Genomic DNA, 17,206 nt, shown 5'->3' on the forward strand with positions numbered 1-17,206 from the left:
CGCACCATGTCTGGAGAGACAGTATGGCTACGCACAAGATCAGGTTTCGGGTTTATTACGAAGACACCGACGCCGGCGGCATCGTCTATCACGCGCGCTATCTGGGTTTTGCCGAACGTGCGCGGAGCGAGGCGATGCGGGATGCAGATGCGTCCGTAACGGAGCTTCTGAACGATTTTGGACTGGTCTTCGTCGTGCGTCAGGCGGCGATCCGGTATCGCTCGCCACTCCGACTCGATGATGAAATGGAAATTGAGACGGCGCTGGACGCCATGACTCCGACGCGACTTAAACTTTGTCAGACTGTCCGGAATTATTCCGGGGATGGCGAAATCGCTACGGTTATCGATGTGGAACTGGCCTGTCTGAGTGCAGCTGACATGAAACCTGCCAAAATTCCGCCTCGGTGGCGTGATGCAGTGAGAAAACTGGAGGCAGGAGAGGTCTGACCCACTTTCCTGTTTCGTCATGAAGTGCAATGGAGAGTCCTGACCCGCAAGGGACAGGATCTGTACAGGAGAGAACAGTGGATCATGAGGTAAGTTCGAGTGCGCTTGGGGCGGTCGGTGCGGCCGGTCTTTCGCCTCTGGACCTGTTCCTGCACGCCTCCATCGTTGTAAAGCTGGTGATGCTGGGGCTGCTGCTGTGCAGCGCTGGCGTATGGGCGATCATTGCGGAAAAAATCATTCTCATCCGTCGCGTTAATCGTGAAGCGACCGAGTTCGAGGACCGTTTTTGGTCAGGCGGATCACTCGATGACCTTTACGAATCTGATGGCGCACGTCCCACGCATCCGATGGCAGCTGTGTTCGGTGCAGCCATGGGTGAGTGGCGCCGCTCCGCGCGGATCGGCGGGATCGACCTGTCGCGGGGTGGTGTGCGTGAACGCGTAGATCGCGCCATCGACATCACCGTCATGCGTGAAAACGACCGCCTGACGCGCCGTCTGATCTTCCTGGCGACGATTGGCCCGGTGGCGCCGTTCGTCGGTCTGTTCGGAACAGTCTGGGGCATCATGCATTCCTTCGCGTCCATCGCGCAGATGCACAACACAAATCTTTCGGTCGTGGCGCCTGGTATTTCCGAAGCCCTGTTCGCCACGGCGATTGGCCTCGTAACGGCTATTCCGGCCTATATCGCCTATAATGGTCTGAGCAATTCCTTCGAGAAGTTTGCTGACCGTATGGAAGCCTTCGGTACGGAGTTCGCCGCCATCCTGTCACGTCAGTCCGAGGAACGTGCGGACGATACGACCGGCGGAAAGGCCTGAGCCATGGGAATGTCTGCGGGAGGACGGGCTGGAGGTGGCGGACGCCGTAAGCGTCGCCCCGCGTCGGAAATTAACGTCACGCCGCTGGTGGACGTCATGCTGGTGCTGCTCATTATCTTCATGGTGACGGCGCCGATGCTGACCAGTGGTGTCAATGTGGATCTGCCGAAGACGGATGCAAGCCCGGTCAATTCGGATACCAAGCCGATCACCGTCTCCCTGAAGACGGATGGGTCGCTCTATCTGGGGGACCAGCAGGTGACGTCGGACCAGCTGATCGACCAGCTCAAGGCACAGTCGCAGAATGATCCGACCCATCGTATTTTTGTTCGGGCCGATGCGCATATCGACTATGGGCAGGTGATGCAGGTCATGGGTCAGATCACGGCGGGTGGCTTCACGCATGTTGCGCTTCTCGCGCAGCAGCCCCAGAGCGGCCAGTAAGAGGCTTCTGCCGTGGTCCGTCCACGCCGCTCTGATAACAGGCGCTTTCGTCATGCGCTTTACGGATCAGCCGCCATTCATCTGGGGCTGATCGCGTATCTGCTTGTGCAGATTCCCCCCGAAAAACCACCCGAGCCGCCCGAGCCGCCCACGGTTCAGATGGAGTTCGAGCAGGCAGGGCCGCCGACCCATCCGGTCAAGGGCGATCATCCGGCGCCTGCGCCCGCTCCGGCCCCCGCACCTGTGAAAAACGAGGCACCTCCTGCCCCGACGCCGCCTTTGAAGGCGCCGACGGAAGAGCCGCCGCCGCCGCCGCCGCCGCCTCAACCCGTGCCGCCACCGCCGGAGACGCCGCCGCAAAAGCTGCCGGACATCAAGCTGCCGCCGAAGGTGACGGATGAGTCGCCCGAGCCTGTGCCAGCGTCGCCGCCCAAACCTTCACCGCCGTCCAAATCGACGATGGTCGCGCCGCCAAGTCCGCAGACGCAGAAGGCCGATAAGCTGCCGGATATGCCGAAATTCTCGCATATGACGCAGCCAAATGCGGCAAAGAAAACGGAAGCCGACAGCCATTCGCTGCTGGCGACGCTGGATAATTTCCGCGCCGATCAGAAGCAGACCCATGCGCCCACTGCAAAAGCGAATCCGCCGCAGGGCGGTGCGCCGAACGGGGGCGGTGTGCCGAACGGCGACATCACCAAGTCGCTCTCCATGGCGGATCAGAAAGCCATCGGTGGTTCCGTGCGTCGTTGCTACACGGAAGATACTGAGGCACGGAATTATGCGAGCTTTGTCGCGCATATGGTCGTGACCGTCGATGCGACCGGTGAGGCGCGGATTGTCAAATTTGCGCCTGATACGGCTGCGAAAATGGCCTCCGACCCGTCTTACCGCGTTCTGGCGGAGCGGGCGCGGGATGCGGTGCTGAGCCCCACCTGTGCTCATCTGCCCATTCCCTCCAAGATGCTTGGTCAGACGCATGAACTGCGTTTTGTCTTCAGGCCGTAATCCACGAGGAAGTCTCATGTCCTTCATTCCCGATACCGACGCCGAGGCCCTGAGCGCGCTGTTTTCGCGCCGCTCCGTTCTGGGAGCCACCGCTGCTGGTGGTCTTCTGGCGACGCCTCTGGCGGCTTTTGCGCAGTCCGCTGGGGCTTCTGGCCCCGGTGAAGCTGAAATCACCGTCGATCAGGCCCGTCAGGAGCCGATCCCCATCGTCATCCCGAATTTCGGGGCGGGTCTGGGTGAGCAGATTTCCGGTGTCATCACGTCCGATCTGAATGGCACCGGCCTGTTCAAGGTCATGAGCGGCAACGTGCCGCCCGGCTCTACACCGGATTTCAGCGCGCTCAAGGCACAGGGGGCCCGTGCTGCCGTGGCCGGTCAGGCGATCGGTTCAGGCAGCGTGCGCGTCGAGATGCGTCTGTGGGATGTGCTTTCCGGCCAGCAGCTTCAGGGCACGGCCTATACGGCTTCGACGTCCAACTGGCGCCGGATCGCGCATATCATTGCTGATGTGATTTATGAGCGGATGCTGGGTGAGAAGGGTTATTTTGATACCCGCATTGCCTATATTGCTCGCACCGGTCCCCGGCATCACCAGATCACCCGTCTGGCTCTGATGGATCAGGATGGCGCCAACGAGCGCATGCTGACAAACGGCGAGTGGCTGACGCTGACTCCGCGTTTCAATCCGGTGCGCGACCAGATCGCGTTCATGTCCTACGCCAACAACCGTCCTCGCGTGTATCTGTTCGACCTGGCTTCTGGCCGTCAGCAGATTTTGGGTGAGTTTGCGGGCATATCTTTTGCGCCGCGCTTCTCGCCGACGGGTGGATCGGTCGTATTGTCCGCCACGCGCGGCGGTGGGTCTGACATCTTTGTGGTTGATCTGGCGTCCCGTGCGAAGCGGCAGATCACCAATTCCAATGGCGCGATCGACACCAGTCCCTGCTTCAGCCCGGATGGCAGCCAGATTGTGTTTAACTCCGATCGTGGTGGCAGCCCGCAGCTCTATATCATGAGTGCGTCCGGCGGAGCGGCAAAGCGGATTTCCTACGGTAATGGTCAGTATGGTTCGCCGGTCTGGTCTCCTCGTGGAGACCTGATCGCCTTTACCAGGATTGGCAGCGGCGGCTTCTCGCTCGGTGTTATGAACCCTGATGGTACGGGTGAACGTATCCTAACGCAGGGCTTTACGGTGGATGGGGCCACGTTCTGCCCGAATGGTCGTGTTCTTGCGTTCTGTCGTCAGAGCGCGTCCGGGGCAGGCGGTGCGGGCTTCGCGTCCGGTATTGGTACGATCGATATTACGGGCTTTAACGAGCGTCCGATCCGGATCTCGACGGGTGCGTCCGACCCGGCCTGGTCGCCGCGCAACGGCTGAGGTTAGGCTCCGCGCTTTCGGTTTGAAAGCGCGGATTTTCAGGGGTGGAAAAACCCGTTTCATAGAGTCCCATTGCTGTGTTGATTCGGTCTGTAGCCGTCGGGGCTATGTAGATCGGTTCTCGATGCTACGCCTGTAGCGCTTGGCTGCCACGCGGACAGTGCATGTATTCAAACTGTAAAACTTCAATTGTGAGACGAGTATGGCGAAATTCTGCCATATTCGTCAGATCCGGTGTGACATTTCTGCCGAGTTTTCTGGTTCCGAAACTGAATCGAACTTTCCGGCCCTGGCCAACGTTAACACGACACTTGACCCATGATTTGAGTCATGAGTATGGGCGCTTATGGCCACTGATTTTCAGGTGCGGCACGCAGGGATCGGAACCGAATCCTGCATGTTCCGGTCTGGAAAAAAGTGGTCCGGAATAACGCGGCATTTTCCGCATCCGGTTCCTGAAATGGGGCCGTTCTCAGGATTGAGACACATGAAGTTCAAGGTATTTGGCGCGCTCGGTCTGGCGCTTGTTCTCGCAGCCTGTTCCAACGGCAACACCAACAAGGGTGACAGCAACGGTGCTGGCGCCGTCGCTCAGGAAGCCGGCCCGATCCCCGGCAGCGAAGCCGATCTGGTTGCCAACGTTGGCGACCGCGTTTTCTATGAGCTGAATCAGTCGCAGCTCAGTGAAGAAGCCCGCGCAACGCTGGACAAGCAGGTTGCATGGCTCGCCAAGTACCCGCAGGTTAGCATTCAGGTTGCTGGTAACTGCGATGACCGCGGCACGGAAGAGTACAACATTGCTCTCGGCCAGCGTCGTGCAAACGCAGCACGCGATTATCTGGTCGCCAAGGGCGTGAGCGCTTCGCGCATCACCACGATTTCCTACGGTAAGGACCGTCCGACTGCCGATGGTGATGACGAGCAGTCCTGGGCCCAGAACCGTAACGCCATTACGTCTGTTCGCTGAACCGACGTTTCAGGCCTGACGGACTGGGATGATGAGCGGCCGGGGGATTATCCCCCGGCCGTTTCTGTTTTATGACTGGGCCATGTCGCACGCGAGACCTGCCTGCGTGCTCGTGACCGTGAGTTTGTCTCAGGAGATCCGTTATGGTGCTGTCCCGTTCCCTACGTGCCGTCTTTCTGGGCACGGCTCTTTCCGTCCTGTCGCCCGTCGTCGCGGCGCTGGCTCAGGATGCTCCTGACAGCGGGGAAATTTCTTCACGCGAAGCCATTGCCCTTCAGGATCAGATTGCATCCCTGCGGCAGCAACTCTCTCAGGTTCAGAACGGTGGGGGGCTCGCTGCGCCAAGTGCGACGGCGGCTCCGCAGGCTTCGAGCGCAGATGGTAATCTGACGGCGCAGCTTTTAGAGCGTGTTTCGGCTCTGGAAGAGCAGAACCGCCAGATGCGGGGCGAACTGGATCAGCTCAGCAATTCCGTCCGGGACAATCAGGCCAGCGTGTCCAAGCAGATTTCGGACATGCAGTTCGCGTCCCAGAATGGCGGGGGATCACCGGCCTCGGCTCCTGTTAAAGCCGCCACCGAGGAAAAGGCATCTGCCCCTGCTGCAGAGGCCGCCGAGCAGCCGAAGACGGCTCTGGATGCCCTGAAGGTCGGAAACGCTTCTCTGCATTCGGGCAATTACACGGATGCGGAAAGCAATGCCCGCTTCGCCATCAAGACGGCGCACAGCGTGGCCGGCAAGATGGATGCTCAGTTTCTGTTGGCTCAGTCCCTGGCCGGGCAGAAGCAGTACCGTCAGTCTGCCGTTGCCTATTACGACGCTTATACCAAGGCGCCTAAGTCCCTGAAGGCCCAGGACTCTTTGCTCGGCGTAGCGGCATCGATGCTGGCGCTCGGGGATAAGGGATCGGCCTGTCAGGCGCTGGATAAGCTCAAGACCGAGTTCCCCGTCCCCGCGCCGCGTGTGAAGACGGCCGAGACGACATTCCGGAGCCGTGCCGCCTGTCACTGAGCGATGTCTTGCTGAGCTCGGGGATGGAGCATCCGGTCGGGGAGCAGGAGTTTGCCGATCGAATGGCCCGGTTTGGTCCGTGGCCACCCGATATCGATGATGCGCCGGTCGGACTGGCTGTCTCGGGGGGCGCCGATTCCATGGCGCTCGCGTTTCTGGCCCGTCGCTGGCGGCGAAATGTCGTGGCGTTCGTTGTGGACCATGCTTTGCGCCCTGAGTCCGCTACCGAAGCGCAGCTGACGGTTCATCGTCTTGCCACGATGAACGTGAAGGCACGGCTTCTGACGCTTGCGCCGTTTCCGAAAGGCCGAATGCAGGAGCGCGCACGCCGAGCCCGGTTCGAAGCTCTTGAGGCGGCCTGTGTTCTGGAAGGCTGTCTGGATCTGCTGGTTGCGCATCATGCTGGTGATCAGGACGAAACGGTGTGGATGCGGCATCTGCGGGCGAGTGGCCCCCTGGGGCTGAGCGGCATACAGCCTGTTTCTGTTCGCGGACGCGTCCGGCTCGTCCGGCCGCTTCTTACGTTTCCCACAACGCGTTTGCGCCTGACGCTGCAAGCAGAAAACCTGCCTTGGATCGAGGATCCATCGAACGCCAACCGGCGTTTCGAGCGTGTTCGTCTGCGACAGGACCTGACGCCTGAGCAGAGACAGGAAGCTCGCGCTTTGCAACAGGTTGCCCTGCAGGAGCGTCAGTGCCTTGAGACGGAGCTGGTGGGGCAGCTTGGGCGCCATGCTGTCTGGCATGCGCAGGGCTGGGTCTTCCTTGGGCAGCAGGGAGTGGATGAAGAGGCCCTGTCTGTTTTGATCCGGCTGGTTTCAGGGAGTGCTTATCGTCCGGGGCGTGAGGCTGTGCAGACCCTGATGACGCACGGATATGGAACACTGTCAGGGGTTCAGGTCCGGCCGGCGGGGCGCTTTGGGAACGGGATCATTCTGGTGCGGGAGGAAAGAGCGCTTGGTCCGTCCGTCCCTGCGAATGCCGGCGCGGTGTGGGATGGACGCTGGCGCCTTCTGTCCTGCGATGTTCCACAGGGGAGTCTGATCGGGCCTCTGGGGGACGCGGTTCATGTGCTGGATCTGCGCAGGCTGGGCGTGCCGTATGCGGTTGCCCGCTGCCTTCCGGGCGTATGGCATGAGGGGCGACTGGTTTTTGGACCGCGTCTTGGGGAGATGGCTTGGGGCGGATTTGCCGGTGAGGCGGATTTTGTCTGGGCGTCCGGTGTTCCTGCGACAGGAGAAAATCATTTCAGGACGTAAAAAGATCTTCAAAAACGCAAGAAATGCGTTTTCCTGCCCCCGATGGGGTAGGATCGTGGACGCGGAGGCTTATGTTATGAAGTCAACGCAGAATGTGACCGGTCGGCCAGTTGTGACGGGGGTTCCCGAGCCGCATCTGACGGAACAGTCTGAAGGACGACAGAGAGCGAGATGAACAATTTAGGCCGTAACGTCGCGATCTGGGTGGTCATCATCGTGGTCGGAATGGCAGTGCTGACAGCCTTCCAGCCCGGTGGCGGCCAGCATGCAGCCCAGCAGATCGCCTATTCCGATTTCATCCATGATGTGGACCAGCATCAGGTCCGTTCCGTTGTGATTCAGGAGCAGAATGTCTCCGGGACACTGACGAACGGAACGTCTTTCGAGACCTACGCCCCGCTTGATCCGAGCCTTCCGGCTCGTCTGACTGCTGCGAACGTCGAAGTGACGGCCAAGCCGATGGAAAGCGGCGAAAGCCCGATCCTGCGTTATGCGAGCGCCTACTTGCCGGTTCTGCTGTTGCTTGGACTATGCTTCATGGTTTTCCGTCAAATGCAGGGGGGCGGCGGCCGGGCCATGGGCTTTGGCAAGTCCCGCGCCAAGCTGCTGACGGAGAAGACCGGTCGTGTGACGTTTGAAGATGTCGCCGGTATCGATGAGGCGAAATCCGAGCTTCAGGAAATCGTCGACTTTCTGCGTGACCCGCAGAAATTTACACGCTTGGGCGGCAAGATCCCCAAGGGGGCACTGCTGGTCGGACCTCCGGGTACCGGTAAGACGCTGCTGGCACGTGCCATTGCGGGTGAGGCCAACGTGCCGTTCTTCACGATTTCCGGTTCGGACTTCGTGGAAATGTTCGTCGGTGTTGGTGCATCTCGTGTGCGTGACATGTTTGAGCAGGGTAAGAAGTCCGCGCCCTGCATTATCTTCATCGACGAAATCGATGCCGTGGGCCGTCATCGTGGCGCCGGTCTCGGTGGTGGCAATGACGAGCGTGAGCAGACTCTCAACCAGATGCTGGTCGAGATGGATGGTTTTGAAAGCAATGAGGGCGTGATCCTGATTGCCGCAACCAACCGGCCGGATGTTCTTGATCCGGCCCTGCTGCGCCCTGGTCGCTTCGACCGTCAGGTCGTCGTGCCGAACCCGGATGTTGCCGGCCGTGAGAAGATCCTGCGCGTTCACATGCGCAAGGTTCCGCTGTCGTCGGATGTTGATCCGAAGGTTATTGCACGTGGTACGCCGGGCTTTTCGGGTGCAGATCTGTCCAATCTCGTGAACGAAGCTGCGCTGATGGCAGCGCGTCAGGGACGGCGGACTGTTGGTATGGCACAGTTCGAAGAGGCCAAGGACAAGGTCATGATGGGGGCGGAGCGTCGTTCCATGGTCATGACCGAGGACGAAAAGCGCTCAACGGCTTATCACGAATCCGGGCATGCCATCTGCGCGATTTTCACGCCGGGTAGCGATCCGATCCATAAGGCAACCATTGTGCCGCGTGGCCGGGCGCTGGGTCTGGTTATGACCCTGCCGGAGAAGGACAATATTTCCTACAGCCGCAAATGGTGCCTGGCTCGTCTGGTGATTGCCATGGGTGGTCGTGTGGCTGAGGAAATCATCTTCGGACGCGAGGAAGTCAGCGCAGGTGCTTCGGGCGATATCAAGAGCGCGACCGATCTTGCCCGCCGCATGGTCACCGAATGGGGGATGAGCGATACGCTGGGTATGATTGCCTATGGTGATAACGGGCAGGAAGTGTTCCTTGGTCATTCCGTGACCCAGAGCAAGAATATTTCGGAAGAGACAGCCCGGGAGATCGACAAGGAGGTCAAGATCCTAATCGACACGGCTTACAAGCAGGCCCACGATCTGCTTACGACCCGTATCGATGACCTGCATCGCCTGACCGCGGCGCTTCTGGAATATGAAACGCTGACGGGTGAAGACATTGGGCGTATCATGCGCGGTGAGGCGATCGAGCGTACATCGGATGATGAACAGGTTCCCGATAACCGTCGTGCATCTGTTCCGACCACACGTCCCAACGCGTTTGATCCGGCGCCTCAGGCGGGGTAATCAGGCAGCCAAACGCACCAACGGGCGCGTCATCGGGAGCTTTCCCGGTGCCGCGCCTTTTTCATTTCTGGCATACAGGCAGGATTCTTCATTATGGCCACCAAAAGGTCTCTGTTCGGTACTGATGGCATCCGGGGCACGGCCAATACCGCGCCCATGACGGTCGAGATCGCACAGAAACTGGGGCAGGCGGCCGGCCTGTATTTCATGCGCAGCCAGAACCGCCGGCATAGCGTCGTGCTGGGCAAGGATACGCGCCTTTCAGGCTACATGCTGGAATGTGCTCTGGTGGCGGGCTTTCTGTCGGCGGGGATGGATGTCATTCTGGTCGGACCGCTACCCACACCTGCCATTGCCATGCTGACGCGTTCCCTCCGGGCGGATCTGGGTGTGATGGTCTCGGCATCGCACAACCCCTTTACCGACAACGGTATCAAACTGTTCGGACCAGATGGTTTCAAGCTTTCTGACGAGGTGGAAGGCGAAATCGAGGATCTGATGTCGCAGGATCTGTCCGCGCGGCTGGCGTCTCCGGCGCAGATTGGCCGGGCGTCGCGCCTGACCGATGCGGCCGGGCGGTATATCGAGAATGCGAAGGCCTCTTTCCCGCGTGGTTTGCGTCTGGATGGCCTGAAGATTGTCATCGACTGCGCCAATGGCTCGGCGTATCGCGTGGCACCTAAGGCTCTGTGGGAGCTTGGTGCTGAAGTCATCAAGATCGGCTGTTCGCCGGATGGTCTCAACATCAATGATGGCGTGGGATCCACGCATCCTGAAACGCTGTGTGCAGCTGTCAGAGAGCATGGTGCGGATTTTGGTATTGCGCTGGACGGTGATGCGGATCGTGTCCTGATTGCGGATGAGAACGGCAATCTTGTGGATGGGGACCAGATTATCGGCCTGATCGCAGCCTTCTGGAAGCAGCATGGCCGGTTGCGGGGCAATACGGTAGTGACGACCGTCATGTCCAATATAGGACTGGAAAAGGCCCTGGCGGAGAATGGTCTCGAACTTCAGCGTACGGCGGTTGGTGATCGTTATGTTGTTGAGCGGATGCGAGAAATCGGGGCCAATCTGGGCGGCGAGCAGTCCGGCCACATGGTCCTGTCGGACTATGCTACCACCGGCGATGGTCTAATTGCTGCATTGCAGGTGCTTGCTGTGTCGGTCGAGACTAAGCGGCCAGCCAGTGAGATCTGCCGTTTCTTTACGCCCTATCCGCAGCTTCTGAAAAATGTCCGTTATTCAGGGACCAGCCCGATGAGTAGCCCTGATCTCGCAGCGGCCAAGGCCTGGGCAGATGAGCGGCTGGCCGGAAGTGGCCGTCTTGTCCTGAGGGCAAGTGGGACTGAACCGCTGATCCGTGTCATGGCCGAGGCGCAGGATGAGGCGCTGGTGCATGAAGTTGTGGACCATGTCTGTGATATCATCCGCGCGATTGCGCACGTCTGATCCCGAAGGCGCTCAGACGGCCGCGGCTGCCGCAGGAACGCTGTTTCTGGACGTGGCGTCTGTCGTGACGGGGATTTCTGCGGTGTCGTCTTCACGCAGGATGTAACCGCGTCCCCAGACGGTCGCGATCAGGTTTCCGGCGCCGACATTCTGCAGTTTACGACGTAGCTTGCAGATGAAGACGTCAATGATCTTCATTTCCGGCTCGTCAATGCCGCCATAGAGGTGGTTGAGAAATGCGTCCTTGGTCAGGACCGAGCCTTTGCGGATGACCAGTAGTTCCAGAATGGCATATTCCTTGCCCGTCAGGTGCAGCGGAGCGCCTTCGACCGTGACGTTTTTGCCATTCAGATCCAGTTCCAGATTGCCGACGCGAAGCCTCGGCTCAGCAAAGCCACGGGAGCGCCGCATGACGGCCTGCAGGCGGGCGACCAGTTCGCCTGCGTCGTAAGGCTTGGTCATATAGTCGTCCGCGCCCATGGAAAAGGCCCGGATTTTCGCTTGGGGACGCAGCAGGGCGGACAGGACAAGGATGGGCGTCGTGATACGCGCGGCCCTAGCGCGGCGGATGACTTCGTAGCCTTCAAGGTCGTTCAGCATCAGTTCGAGCACCACAACATCATAGTCGTAGTGGCGAAGCATTTCGATGGCCTCTTCGCCAGACGGCGTATGGTCCACGGTGAAAGACGCGGTCCGCAGGATCTGGGATAGCGTGGCGGCGGCTGACCGATCGCTGTCGACAAGAAGGATACGCATGTTCTCAACTCCCGGCTTGGTGAAATAATGGTTACTACTCAAGGTTGTGTATGTCGATGAACATGGATCAAAAATCGTAAAATTGTCATTATTTTTCCCGTTATGGGGGAATGTTAGGGTTCTCTTAAGGGTATGGTTGTAGAGTTTGAGGATCGGAACAACCTGCGAAAAACGCTCAGAAACTGCCACTATGGTCGACTACGACAGACTGCTTGAAAGGCTTTCGAACCTCACCTGCGACTGGGTTCTAGGAAGCGTTAAAGACGTTATCGGTCTCTGCCTGACTGTTATTGGACTCGAAGGCTTCATTGCGATTGGAGACCGAGTCGCGGTGAAAGCGCGTGATGGGCGGATTGTACAATCAGAGGTTGTGGGATTTCAGGGTGATGTCGCGCGCCTCATGTCCTTCGGGTCTCTGGACGGAATTGGTCCGGGCTGTGAGGCTAGGATTCCGCTGAACCGCCATGATGACGGCCTTGGCGTCAACGAAGGCTGGCTGGGTCGTGTGCTGGATCCGCTGGGACAGCCGATCGACGGGAAGGGGCCTTTATTTCCATCGTTTGAGCGGCAACCGGTCCAGTGTCCTCCGCCCAATGCCGCAAGCCGAGCACGGCTTGGCGAGCGTATTGATCTCGGGGTTCGAGCGCTTGATACTTTCGCGACGTGCCGGCGCGGGCAGAGGCTCGGGCTTTTCGCGGGGTCGGGTGTCGGGAAATCCACATTGTTGTCCATGCTGGCAAGGGGGGCGGACTGTGATGTCGCCGTGATCTCGCTGGTGGGTGAGCGTGGGCGTGAGGTGCGGGAATTCCTCGAGGATGATCTCGGGCCGGAAGGGTTGGCGCGGAGCGTGCTGGTGATCGCGACTTCGGATTCTCCGCCACTGATGCGCCGCGAAGCCGCCCTGTCCGCCATGGCCATCGCGGAATATTTTCGAAACCAGGGCAAATCGGTCCTGCTGTTGATGGATAGCGTGACGCGCTTCTGTATGGCACTGCGGGAAATCGGTCTGTCGGCCGGAGAGCCACCTGCGACGCGGGGTTATCCGCCTTCGGTTTTTGCAGAGCTGCCTCGTCTTCTGGAGAGGGCAGGACCGGGTTATGCCGATCAGGGCATGATCACGGCGCTTTTCACGGTCCTTGTGGAAGGGGATGACCAGAATGAGCCGGTTGCGGATGCCGTGCGTGGCATTCTGGACGGGCATGTCATTCTTGACCGCAAAATCGGCGAGCAGGGACGTTATCCTGCCGTTGATGTTCTGCGCTCTCTGTCGCGTGCGGTTCCGGGATGTAATTCGCCTGAGGAAAACGCTCTGACGCAACGCGCGCGGGTCGTGATGGCGACCTATCAGCGGATGGCGGACATGATCCGGCTGGGAGCGTACAAGCCCGGAACGGATCGTGAGGTGGATGAAGCCATCGCCCTGATACCGAAGCTGAACGAGTTCCTGTCTCAGGGGCGGAACGAACGGACTACGCGCGCCGAGGCCTTTGAACAGCTGGCGCAGATCATGCAGATGCCGCTGAAAAATCTGCCCCTGAATAAATTGTAAAGGACCTCACAATGGAACCCTCACCTCTCGAGACACTGATTGCCCTGCGGGAGCAGGAACTTGATCTTGTAGAACGCAGCTTTGCAGAGGCCGTAGCGCGGGAAGTGGCTGCGGAAGAAAAACTGACTGTGGCGCAGGCGGAGATCTTGAACGAACAGCGGATCGCATCCAGCCCTACGGCGGATGACGGCGCAGTGGAGGCATTCAGCCGGTGGCTTCCCGTGGGGCGGCAGGTGGTCCTGGAAGCGAGGGAGCGCTGTCGGGAAGCGGCGATGGATCGCGAGGCTGTACGCTCAGCCCTGATCGCTGCCCGAGCAGCGATGGAGGCCGTCAAGACCTTGTGGGAAGAGCAGAAGGAAGAAGAGCGGCAGACTGACCTTAGAAAGGAGCAGAACGTCTTGGATGAACTAGCTGTCCGTCAGTTCGGCAGGTCGTGAGAGGAGGCATGCCCGCGCAAGGCCGCCTCGATCTGGGTAGCAGTGCCAATCAGGGCGCAGGCGACCGGATGGGTGCTGTCGCGGACGAAGGTCAGGACGAGGTCGGAATCGCTGGGAAAGAGGTCGCTTTGCAGCGTGATGACCGGTGTCATTTCGCCGTTACGGGATGCCCCTTCAGCCGCATGTGAGAGAAGGCGTGCAACCGCTTTTTCCAAGGCGGGAAGAAGTATGGTGTGAGGGGCATCATGATGTGCTGCATGGGTCCCAATCAGCTCGTCCCAGCCGCTACGGGTTACGAAAGCGGGGATGCCGTCAGGGGGCGTGTCGCGCTCGGCGCGCAGAAGGGCGCCGGACTGAGCCATGCCGAGGATATCCAGGGCAGGAAGAATAGTTGGGTCGAGTTTGATGGGCATTTGTCTTTGGTTCGCAGGTGGAAGAGGCCGGCTTGCTCCGCGGAAGGCGCGGCCTCTGTGCCGTTGTTAGTGCGGCGGGTTGCCCATGGCCTGCATCAGGGCCGTAACCTGCTCGGGCTGGGCTTTGAAGAGGGCGACATTGGACGGGTTGGGGCTGGGCATTCCTGTCGGAAGCTGTCCATTGCTGGCGGCCAGAGTCATGCCGAATGTGGTCATGCCCATCACAAAGCTCTCGGGTGTGAAACCGTGGCTTTGCAGGACGGGTGTCAGTCCCGGAACCTGACTGATCTGCCGGATCGTTTCTGAAAGACCCGTGCCATGAGAGTTGGGAGGCTGAATATTGCGGGCCTGAAGTTCAGCGATCGTTGCTGCAGCGCGGGTCATGAAATCAGGCGGCAGCGGATAATGCATGGCCCGCTCGGTATCTGCGCGGACCTGAGGAGGGATCTGTTGGGTCTGCTGCGGCGTGCCCTGAAGGGGGGGGCTTCCGTCAATCTGCGTCTGACTCTGAGCACCGCCCTGATAGGCAGAGGGCGGGTAGGACTGTGCCTGTGCGGTCAGTGGCAGTATCGCAGCGGAAACGAGGAGCGCGGAGAGCCCTGTCATGCGGGGAAATATCATGCCTGCACCCATTCGCCAGCGCGCATCAGAGGTACGCGGTTGCCATTCTTGAGACCATCGAGGTCGATTTTGTCCGAACCGATCATCCAGTCAATGTGGATAAGAGAGGCATTGACGCCTCGTTCCAGCAGTTCTTCCGGCGTCAGGCCTTCGATATCGACCATGCATTTCGTATAGGCCTGGCCAAGAGCGATATGGCTGGACGCGTTTTCGTCGAACAGCGTGTTGCGATACAGGATTTTACTGGCCGAGATGGGCGAGGAGTGCGGTACGAGGGCCACTTCACCAATCCGGGCTGCGCCCTCATCGGTGCTGAGGATTCGCTTGAGCACGTCTTCGCCCTGGCTGGCTGTCGCTTCGACGATCCGCCCGTTTTCAAAGCGCACAGCGATGTTGTCGATCAGCGTGCCCTGATGGAACAGCGGCTTGGTGCTGCTGACGCGCCCGTCCACTTTGCTGCGATGGGGCGTCGTGAAGATTTCTTCTGTCGGGATATTCGGATTGCAGACAATACCATTCCCCGACTTTTCCGAGCCGCCGGCCCAAAGATGACCATCAGCGAGTCCGACCATCAGGTCGGTGCCGGGGCCGCTGAAATGCAGGGCGTCAAAGCGGCTGTCATTCATGTATTTTGCCCGGGCATGCAGACGGGCATTATGGGCTTTCCACTCGGCGACCGGGTCGGCCACATCGACACGGGACGCCTTGAAGATTCCGTCCCACAGGGCAGTGAGGGCGTCGTCGGCCGGAAGCTCCGGGAAGACCTGTGCGGCCCAGGCCGGGGTGGCGCAAGCGACGATGTTCCAGTTCACGGCGAACTGCGTGATGATTTCCATTGCCGGGCGGTTGGCTTTGGAGTTGGCGCGGTTGGCCCGGGAAATGCGCTCGGGATCCTGGCCCTTCAGAAGGGTCGGGTTGGCACCCGTGATGGCCATGCGGGCTGCACCTTCACGGAAGGCGCGTGCCATGCCGTCAGCCAGCCATGTCGGGGCAACGTCAAAGGCGTCGTCAGGAGCGTGAATGAAGCGGGCGAGCGTGGTCTCGTCATCCGCGTACAGCGTCGTTACGAGAGATGCGCCGGCCTTGTAGGCGTGTTCTGTTACGCGGCGGACCAGCGGGGCGGCGTCCAGTGGGGCGGTAATGAGCAGTTGCTGGCCGGGCGTAATGTTCAGGCCAACGCGGACGGCAACCTCGCCCAGGCGGTCGAGCAGCTGTTCGTGCGAAAAGGAGGAAGAAGCGGACACGTTGGACTCTTTCGCAGTGATCATTCTGTTCGTTATGGTGTGCTCTGGAGCGCCGAAGTGCAAGAGAGCAGCGCGGGGTGTGGCGTGACAGTGCTGTAGGGGCGCAGTATCGTTTCCGCCATGAAACCCGGACTTCACATTTTCGCCGATACCGGCGAGCCAGACCAGCGGCCGTTCGATGTCGCGGTCGTCATGCCGAGCCTGTTGCGGCCGAGTATTGTGCGGGCACTTCAGTCTATTTTCGAGCAGAAGGGCGGATTGCGGGTCCAGATCATGATCGGGGTGGATCGGGCGCCAGAAGAGGGTGCGGGCGAACTGCTGCGGCGTGCAGTCGAGGGACGGCCGCCGGGCTGGGCTGTTGAAGTCCTGTGGCCCGGCTATTCCACGTCCCAGAGGCATGGCGGATTTGGTCGCGCAAAGGATGGAGGCGTATTGCGTAGTGTGCTCAGTCAGCTCTCGAATGCGCCGCGAATTGCTTATCTTGATGACGACAACTGGTGGGCGCCGGAGCATTTGTCCTCCCTGCTGACGGCGGTCGAGGGGCAGGACTGGGCCTGGGCCGGGCGCTGGTTTGTACATCCGCGAACGCTGATACCTATCTGCGAGGATCAGTGGGAGTCGGTCGGGATTGGCGGCGGTATTTTCCGGGAAAGCTATGGGGGGTTTGTTGATCCGAACTGTCTGATGATCGACCGGACGCGGGTGCCGGAAGCTCTGGACATGTGGAACCAGCCCTTGGTCGGAGACGGGACGCAGATGACGGCGGACCGAAATGTTTTCAGACTGCTAAAGGACAGGCCAGGCAGGCCGACCGGCGAATATACGGCATATTATGTCCTGACCGAAACCGATGGACTTCATCCAGCACGGCTGCGGCTGATGGGGTCGGCGGCCTGGGATGCGGCGTCCCGGAAAACGATCGCTCAGGACGCCTGATGCTAAACGGCCGGTGCAGAGAGGAATTCTGTACCGGCCGTTTAGGCCTCTATTACATGGAGCGGATCGTGTTGCGACGCGGCGGGCGGCGCTGGCGGTCGGACTGGGTGTCCGGGTTGGCGGCTTTGGCAGCTTTTTCACGCGCGATGGTGCGCAGTTCGACCTCCAGTTCGCGGATGCGGCGCTGGATGCTCTCCTTCAGCGTCGGAGAGGTGTGGGACTTCATGGACGCGATCGTCTCCTTGAGGTCCCGGAGCTGTTTTTCCTTTTCGGCCTGATTGCGGCGAATAGGCTGGTTGTCGGACATCTGTCCCTGAAATGCACGCATGTGTTCGTCTTTCCGCATGAAGCATTCATGGACCGCCTGCTCATCCGGAGATGGCGGG

The 17,206-nt window shown here is 60.0% G+C and carries 18 protein-coding genes; 13 read left to right on the plus strand and 5 right to left on the minus strand.

The window, feature by feature from the left end; genetic code table 11:
* Positions 1 to 23: 23 nt before the first annotated feature.
* The 10 genes from ybgC (at position 24) to glmM (ending at position 10,864) form a co-directional block, all read left to right on the plus strand.
* Complete coding sequence (gene ybgC / locus GSP01_RS00780; RefSeq protein ID WP_141349665.1) at positions 24 to 449, plus strand: tol-pal system-associated acyl-CoA thioesterase; 426 nt, start codon at positions 24 to 26, stop codon at positions 447 to 449.
* Positions 450 to 478: 29 nt separating this feature from the next.
* Positions 479 to 1,270, plus strand: a complete 792-nt coding sequence (gene tolQ / locus GSP01_RS00785) for a protein TolQ (RefSeq protein ID WP_174787502.1) — start codon at positions 479 to 481, stop codon at positions 1,268 to 1,270.
* A gap of 3 nt (positions 1,271 to 1,273) precedes the next feature.
* Positions 1,274 to 1,714 carry a protein TolR gene (gene tolR, locus GSP01_RS00790; RefSeq protein WP_141349669.1) on the plus strand — a complete coding sequence of 147 codons (441 nt, stop codon included), beginning with the start codon at positions 1,274 to 1,276 and terminating at the stop codon, positions 1,712 to 1,714.
* A gap of 12 nt (positions 1,715 to 1,726) precedes the next feature.
* Positions 1,727 to 2,722 (plus strand): energy transducer TonB, encoded by a 996-nt coding sequence (locus GSP01_RS00795; RefSeq protein WP_141349671.1) that lies wholly within the window; start codon positions 1,727 to 1,729, stop codon positions 2,720 to 2,722.
* 16 nt (positions 2,723 to 2,738) lie between these two features.
* Positions 2,739 to 4,100, plus strand: a complete 1,362-nt coding sequence (gene tolB, locus GSP01_RS00800) for a Tol-Pal system beta propeller repeat protein TolB (RefSeq protein ID WP_141349673.1) — start codon at positions 2,739 to 2,741, stop codon at positions 4,098 to 4,100.
* Between the two features lie 487 nt (positions 4,101 to 4,587).
* Positions 4,588 to 5,067, plus strand: a complete 480-nt coding sequence (gene pal, locus GSP01_RS00805; protein ID WP_062458768.1) for a peptidoglycan-associated lipoprotein Pal — start codon at positions 4,588 to 4,590, stop codon at positions 5,065 to 5,067.
* Between the two features lie 143 nt (positions 5,068 to 5,210).
* Entirely contained in the window at positions 5,211 to 6,077 is an 867-nt protein-coding gene (locus GSP01_RS00810) for a tetratricopeptide repeat protein (RefSeq protein ID WP_141349675.1), read from the plus strand.
* Positions 6,078 to 6,100: 23 nt separating this feature from the next.
* A complete protein-coding gene (gene tilS, locus GSP01_RS00815) occupies positions 6,101 to 7,336 on the plus strand; it encodes a tRNA lysidine(34) synthetase TilS (protein WP_255320839.1) in 1,236 nt (411 codons plus the stop codon).
* A gap of 171 nt (positions 7,337 to 7,507) precedes the next feature.
* Positions 7,508 to 9,412 (plus strand): ATP-dependent zinc metalloprotease FtsH, encoded by a 1,905-nt coding sequence (ftsH, locus tag GSP01_RS00820; protein WP_141349677.1) that lies wholly within the window; start codon positions 7,508 to 7,510, stop codon positions 9,410 to 9,412.
* A 93-nt stretch (positions 9,413 to 9,505) separates the two neighbouring features.
* Complete coding sequence (gene glmM, locus GSP01_RS00825) at positions 9,506 to 10,864, plus strand: phosphoglucosamine mutase (RefSeq protein WP_141349679.1); 1,359 nt, start codon at positions 9,506 to 9,508, stop codon at positions 10,862 to 10,864.
* A gap of 12 nt (positions 10,865 to 10,876) precedes the next feature.
* Here glmM and GSP01_RS00830 read toward each other — a convergent pair whose 3' ends face one another.
* Complete coding sequence (locus GSP01_RS00830) at positions 10,877 to 11,620, minus strand: response regulator transcription factor (protein WP_141349681.1); 744 nt, start codon at positions 11,618 to 11,620, stop codon at positions 10,877 to 10,879.
* Positions 11,621 to 11,810: 190 nt separating this feature from the next.
* On the opposite strand from GSP01_RS00830, the gene fliI reads away from it, so the two are divergent.
* Together fliI and GSP01_RS00840 are read left to right on the plus strand one after the other, a co-directional pair.
* The gene (fliI, locus tag GSP01_RS00835; protein ID WP_141349683.1) at positions 11,811 to 13,169 is read left to right on the plus strand and encodes a flagellar protein export ATPase FliI; all 1,359 of its coding nucleotides are present in this window, start codon (positions 11,811 to 11,813) and stop codon (positions 13,167 to 13,169) included.
* A gap of 11 nt (positions 13,170 to 13,180) precedes the next feature.
* Entirely contained in the window at positions 13,181 to 13,606 is a 426-nt protein-coding gene (locus GSP01_RS00840; protein ID WP_141349686.1) for a flagellar export protein FliJ, read from the plus strand.
* Here GSP01_RS00840 and GSP01_RS00845 read toward each other — a convergent pair.
* From GSP01_RS00845 to GSP01_RS00855, 3 genes are all read right to left on the minus strand, one after another.
* Positions 13,588 to 14,019, minus strand: coding sequence for a hypothetical protein (locus GSP01_RS00845; protein ID WP_141349688.1), 432 nt, complete (start codon positions 14,017 to 14,019; stop codon positions 13,588 to 13,590). The genes GSP01_RS00840 and GSP01_RS00845 overlap by 19 nt on opposite strands.
* 66 nt (positions 14,020 to 14,085) lie before the next feature.
* Positions 14,086 to 14,625 (minus strand): hypothetical protein, encoded by a 540-nt coding sequence (locus tag GSP01_RS00850; protein WP_228123663.1) that lies wholly within the window; start codon positions 14,623 to 14,625, stop codon positions 14,086 to 14,088.
* Between the two features lie 11 nt (positions 14,626 to 14,636).
* On the minus strand, positions 14,637 to 15,908 hold the full coding sequence (locus GSP01_RS00855; protein ID WP_228123662.1) for an aminopeptidase: 1,272 nt from the start codon (positions 15,906 to 15,908) through the stop codon (positions 14,637 to 14,639).
* Between the two features lie 96 nt (positions 15,909 to 16,004).
* Between GSP01_RS00855 and GSP01_RS00860 the strand changes: the two genes are divergently transcribed.
* Entirely contained in the window at positions 16,005 to 16,820 is an 816-nt protein-coding gene (locus tag GSP01_RS00860) for a glycosyltransferase family protein (protein WP_141349692.1), read from the plus strand.
* Between the two features lie 52 nt (positions 16,821 to 16,872).
* Here the strand turns inward: GSP01_RS00860 and GSP01_RS00865 are convergent, their stop codons facing one another.
* The gene (locus GSP01_RS00865) at positions 16,873 to 17,148 is read right to left on the minus strand and encodes a hypothetical protein (RefSeq protein ID WP_167495448.1); all 276 of its coding nucleotides are present in this window, start codon (positions 17,146 to 17,148) and stop codon (positions 16,873 to 16,875) included.
* Positions 17,149 to 17,206: the final 58 nt, after the last annotated feature.

Source organism: Gluconobacter sphaericus NBRC 12467, from assembly GCF_006539125.1.
Classification (GTDB): Bacteria; Pseudomonadota; Alphaproteobacteria; order Acetobacterales; family Acetobacteraceae; genus Gluconobacter; species Gluconobacter sphaericus.

Excerpts from the sequence above, each read along its gene's own strand:
- GSP01_RS00810 (WP_141349675.1), top strand. The coding sequence starts at position 5,211 with ATGGTGCTGTCCCGTTCCCTACGTGCCGTCTTTCTGGGCACGGCTCTT.
- GSP01_RS00865 (WP_167495448.1), bottom strand. The coding sequence starts at position 17,148 with ATGCGTGCATTTCAGGGACAGATGTCCGACAACCAGCCTATTCGCCGC.
- tolR (WP_141349669.1), top strand. The coding sequence starts at position 1,274 with ATGGGAATGTCTGCGGGAGGACGGGCTGGAGGTGGCGGACGCCGTAAG.
- ybgC (WP_141349665.1), top strand. The coding sequence starts at position 24 with ATGGCTACGCACAAGATCAGGTTTCGGGTTTATTACGAAGACACCGAC.
- tolB (WP_141349673.1), top strand. The coding sequence starts at position 2,739 with ATGTCCTTCATTCCCGATACCGACGCCGAGGCCCTGAGCGCGCTGTTT.
- GSP01_RS00860 (WP_141349692.1), top strand. The coding sequence starts at position 16,005 with ATGAAACCCGGACTTCACATTTTCGCCGATACCGGCGAGCCAGACCAG.
- GSP01_RS00855 (WP_228123662.1), bottom strand. The coding sequence starts at position 15,908 with ATGATCACTGCGAAAGAGTCCAACGTGTCCGCTTCTTCCTCCTTTTCG.
- tolQ (WP_174787502.1), top strand. The coding sequence starts at position 479 with ATGGAGAGTCCTGACCCGCAAGGGACAGGATCTGTACAGGAGAGAACA.
- ftsH (WP_141349677.1), top strand. The coding sequence starts at position 7,508 with ATGAACAATTTAGGCCGTAACGTCGCGATCTGGGTGGTCATCATCGTG.
- glmM (WP_141349679.1), top strand. The coding sequence starts at position 9,506 with ATGGCCACCAAAAGGTCTCTGTTCGGTACTGATGGCATCCGGGGCACG.
- tilS (WP_255320839.1), top strand. The coding sequence starts at position 6,101 with ATGGAGCATCCGGTCGGGGAGCAGGAGTTTGCCGATCGAATGGCCCGG.
- GSP01_RS00840 (WP_141349686.1), top strand. The coding sequence starts at position 13,181 with ATGGAACCCTCACCTCTCGAGACACTGATTGCCCTGCGGGAGCAGGAA.
- GSP01_RS00850 (WP_228123663.1), bottom strand. The coding sequence starts at position 14,625 with ATGACAGGGCTCTCCGCGCTCCTCGTTTCCGCTGCGATACTGCCACTG.
- pal (WP_062458768.1), top strand. The coding sequence starts at position 4,588 with ATGAAGTTCAAGGTATTTGGCGCGCTCGGTCTGGCGCTTGTTCTCGCA.
- GSP01_RS00830 (WP_141349681.1), bottom strand. The coding sequence starts at position 11,620 with ATGCGTATCCTTCTTGTCGACAGCGATCGGTCAGCCGCCGCCACGCTA.
- fliI (WP_141349683.1), top strand. The coding sequence starts at position 11,811 with ATGGTCGACTACGACAGACTGCTTGAAAGGCTTTCGAACCTCACCTGC.
- GSP01_RS00845 (WP_141349688.1), bottom strand. The coding sequence starts at position 14,019 with ATGCCCATCAAACTCGACCCAACTATTCTTCCTGCCCTGGATATCCTC.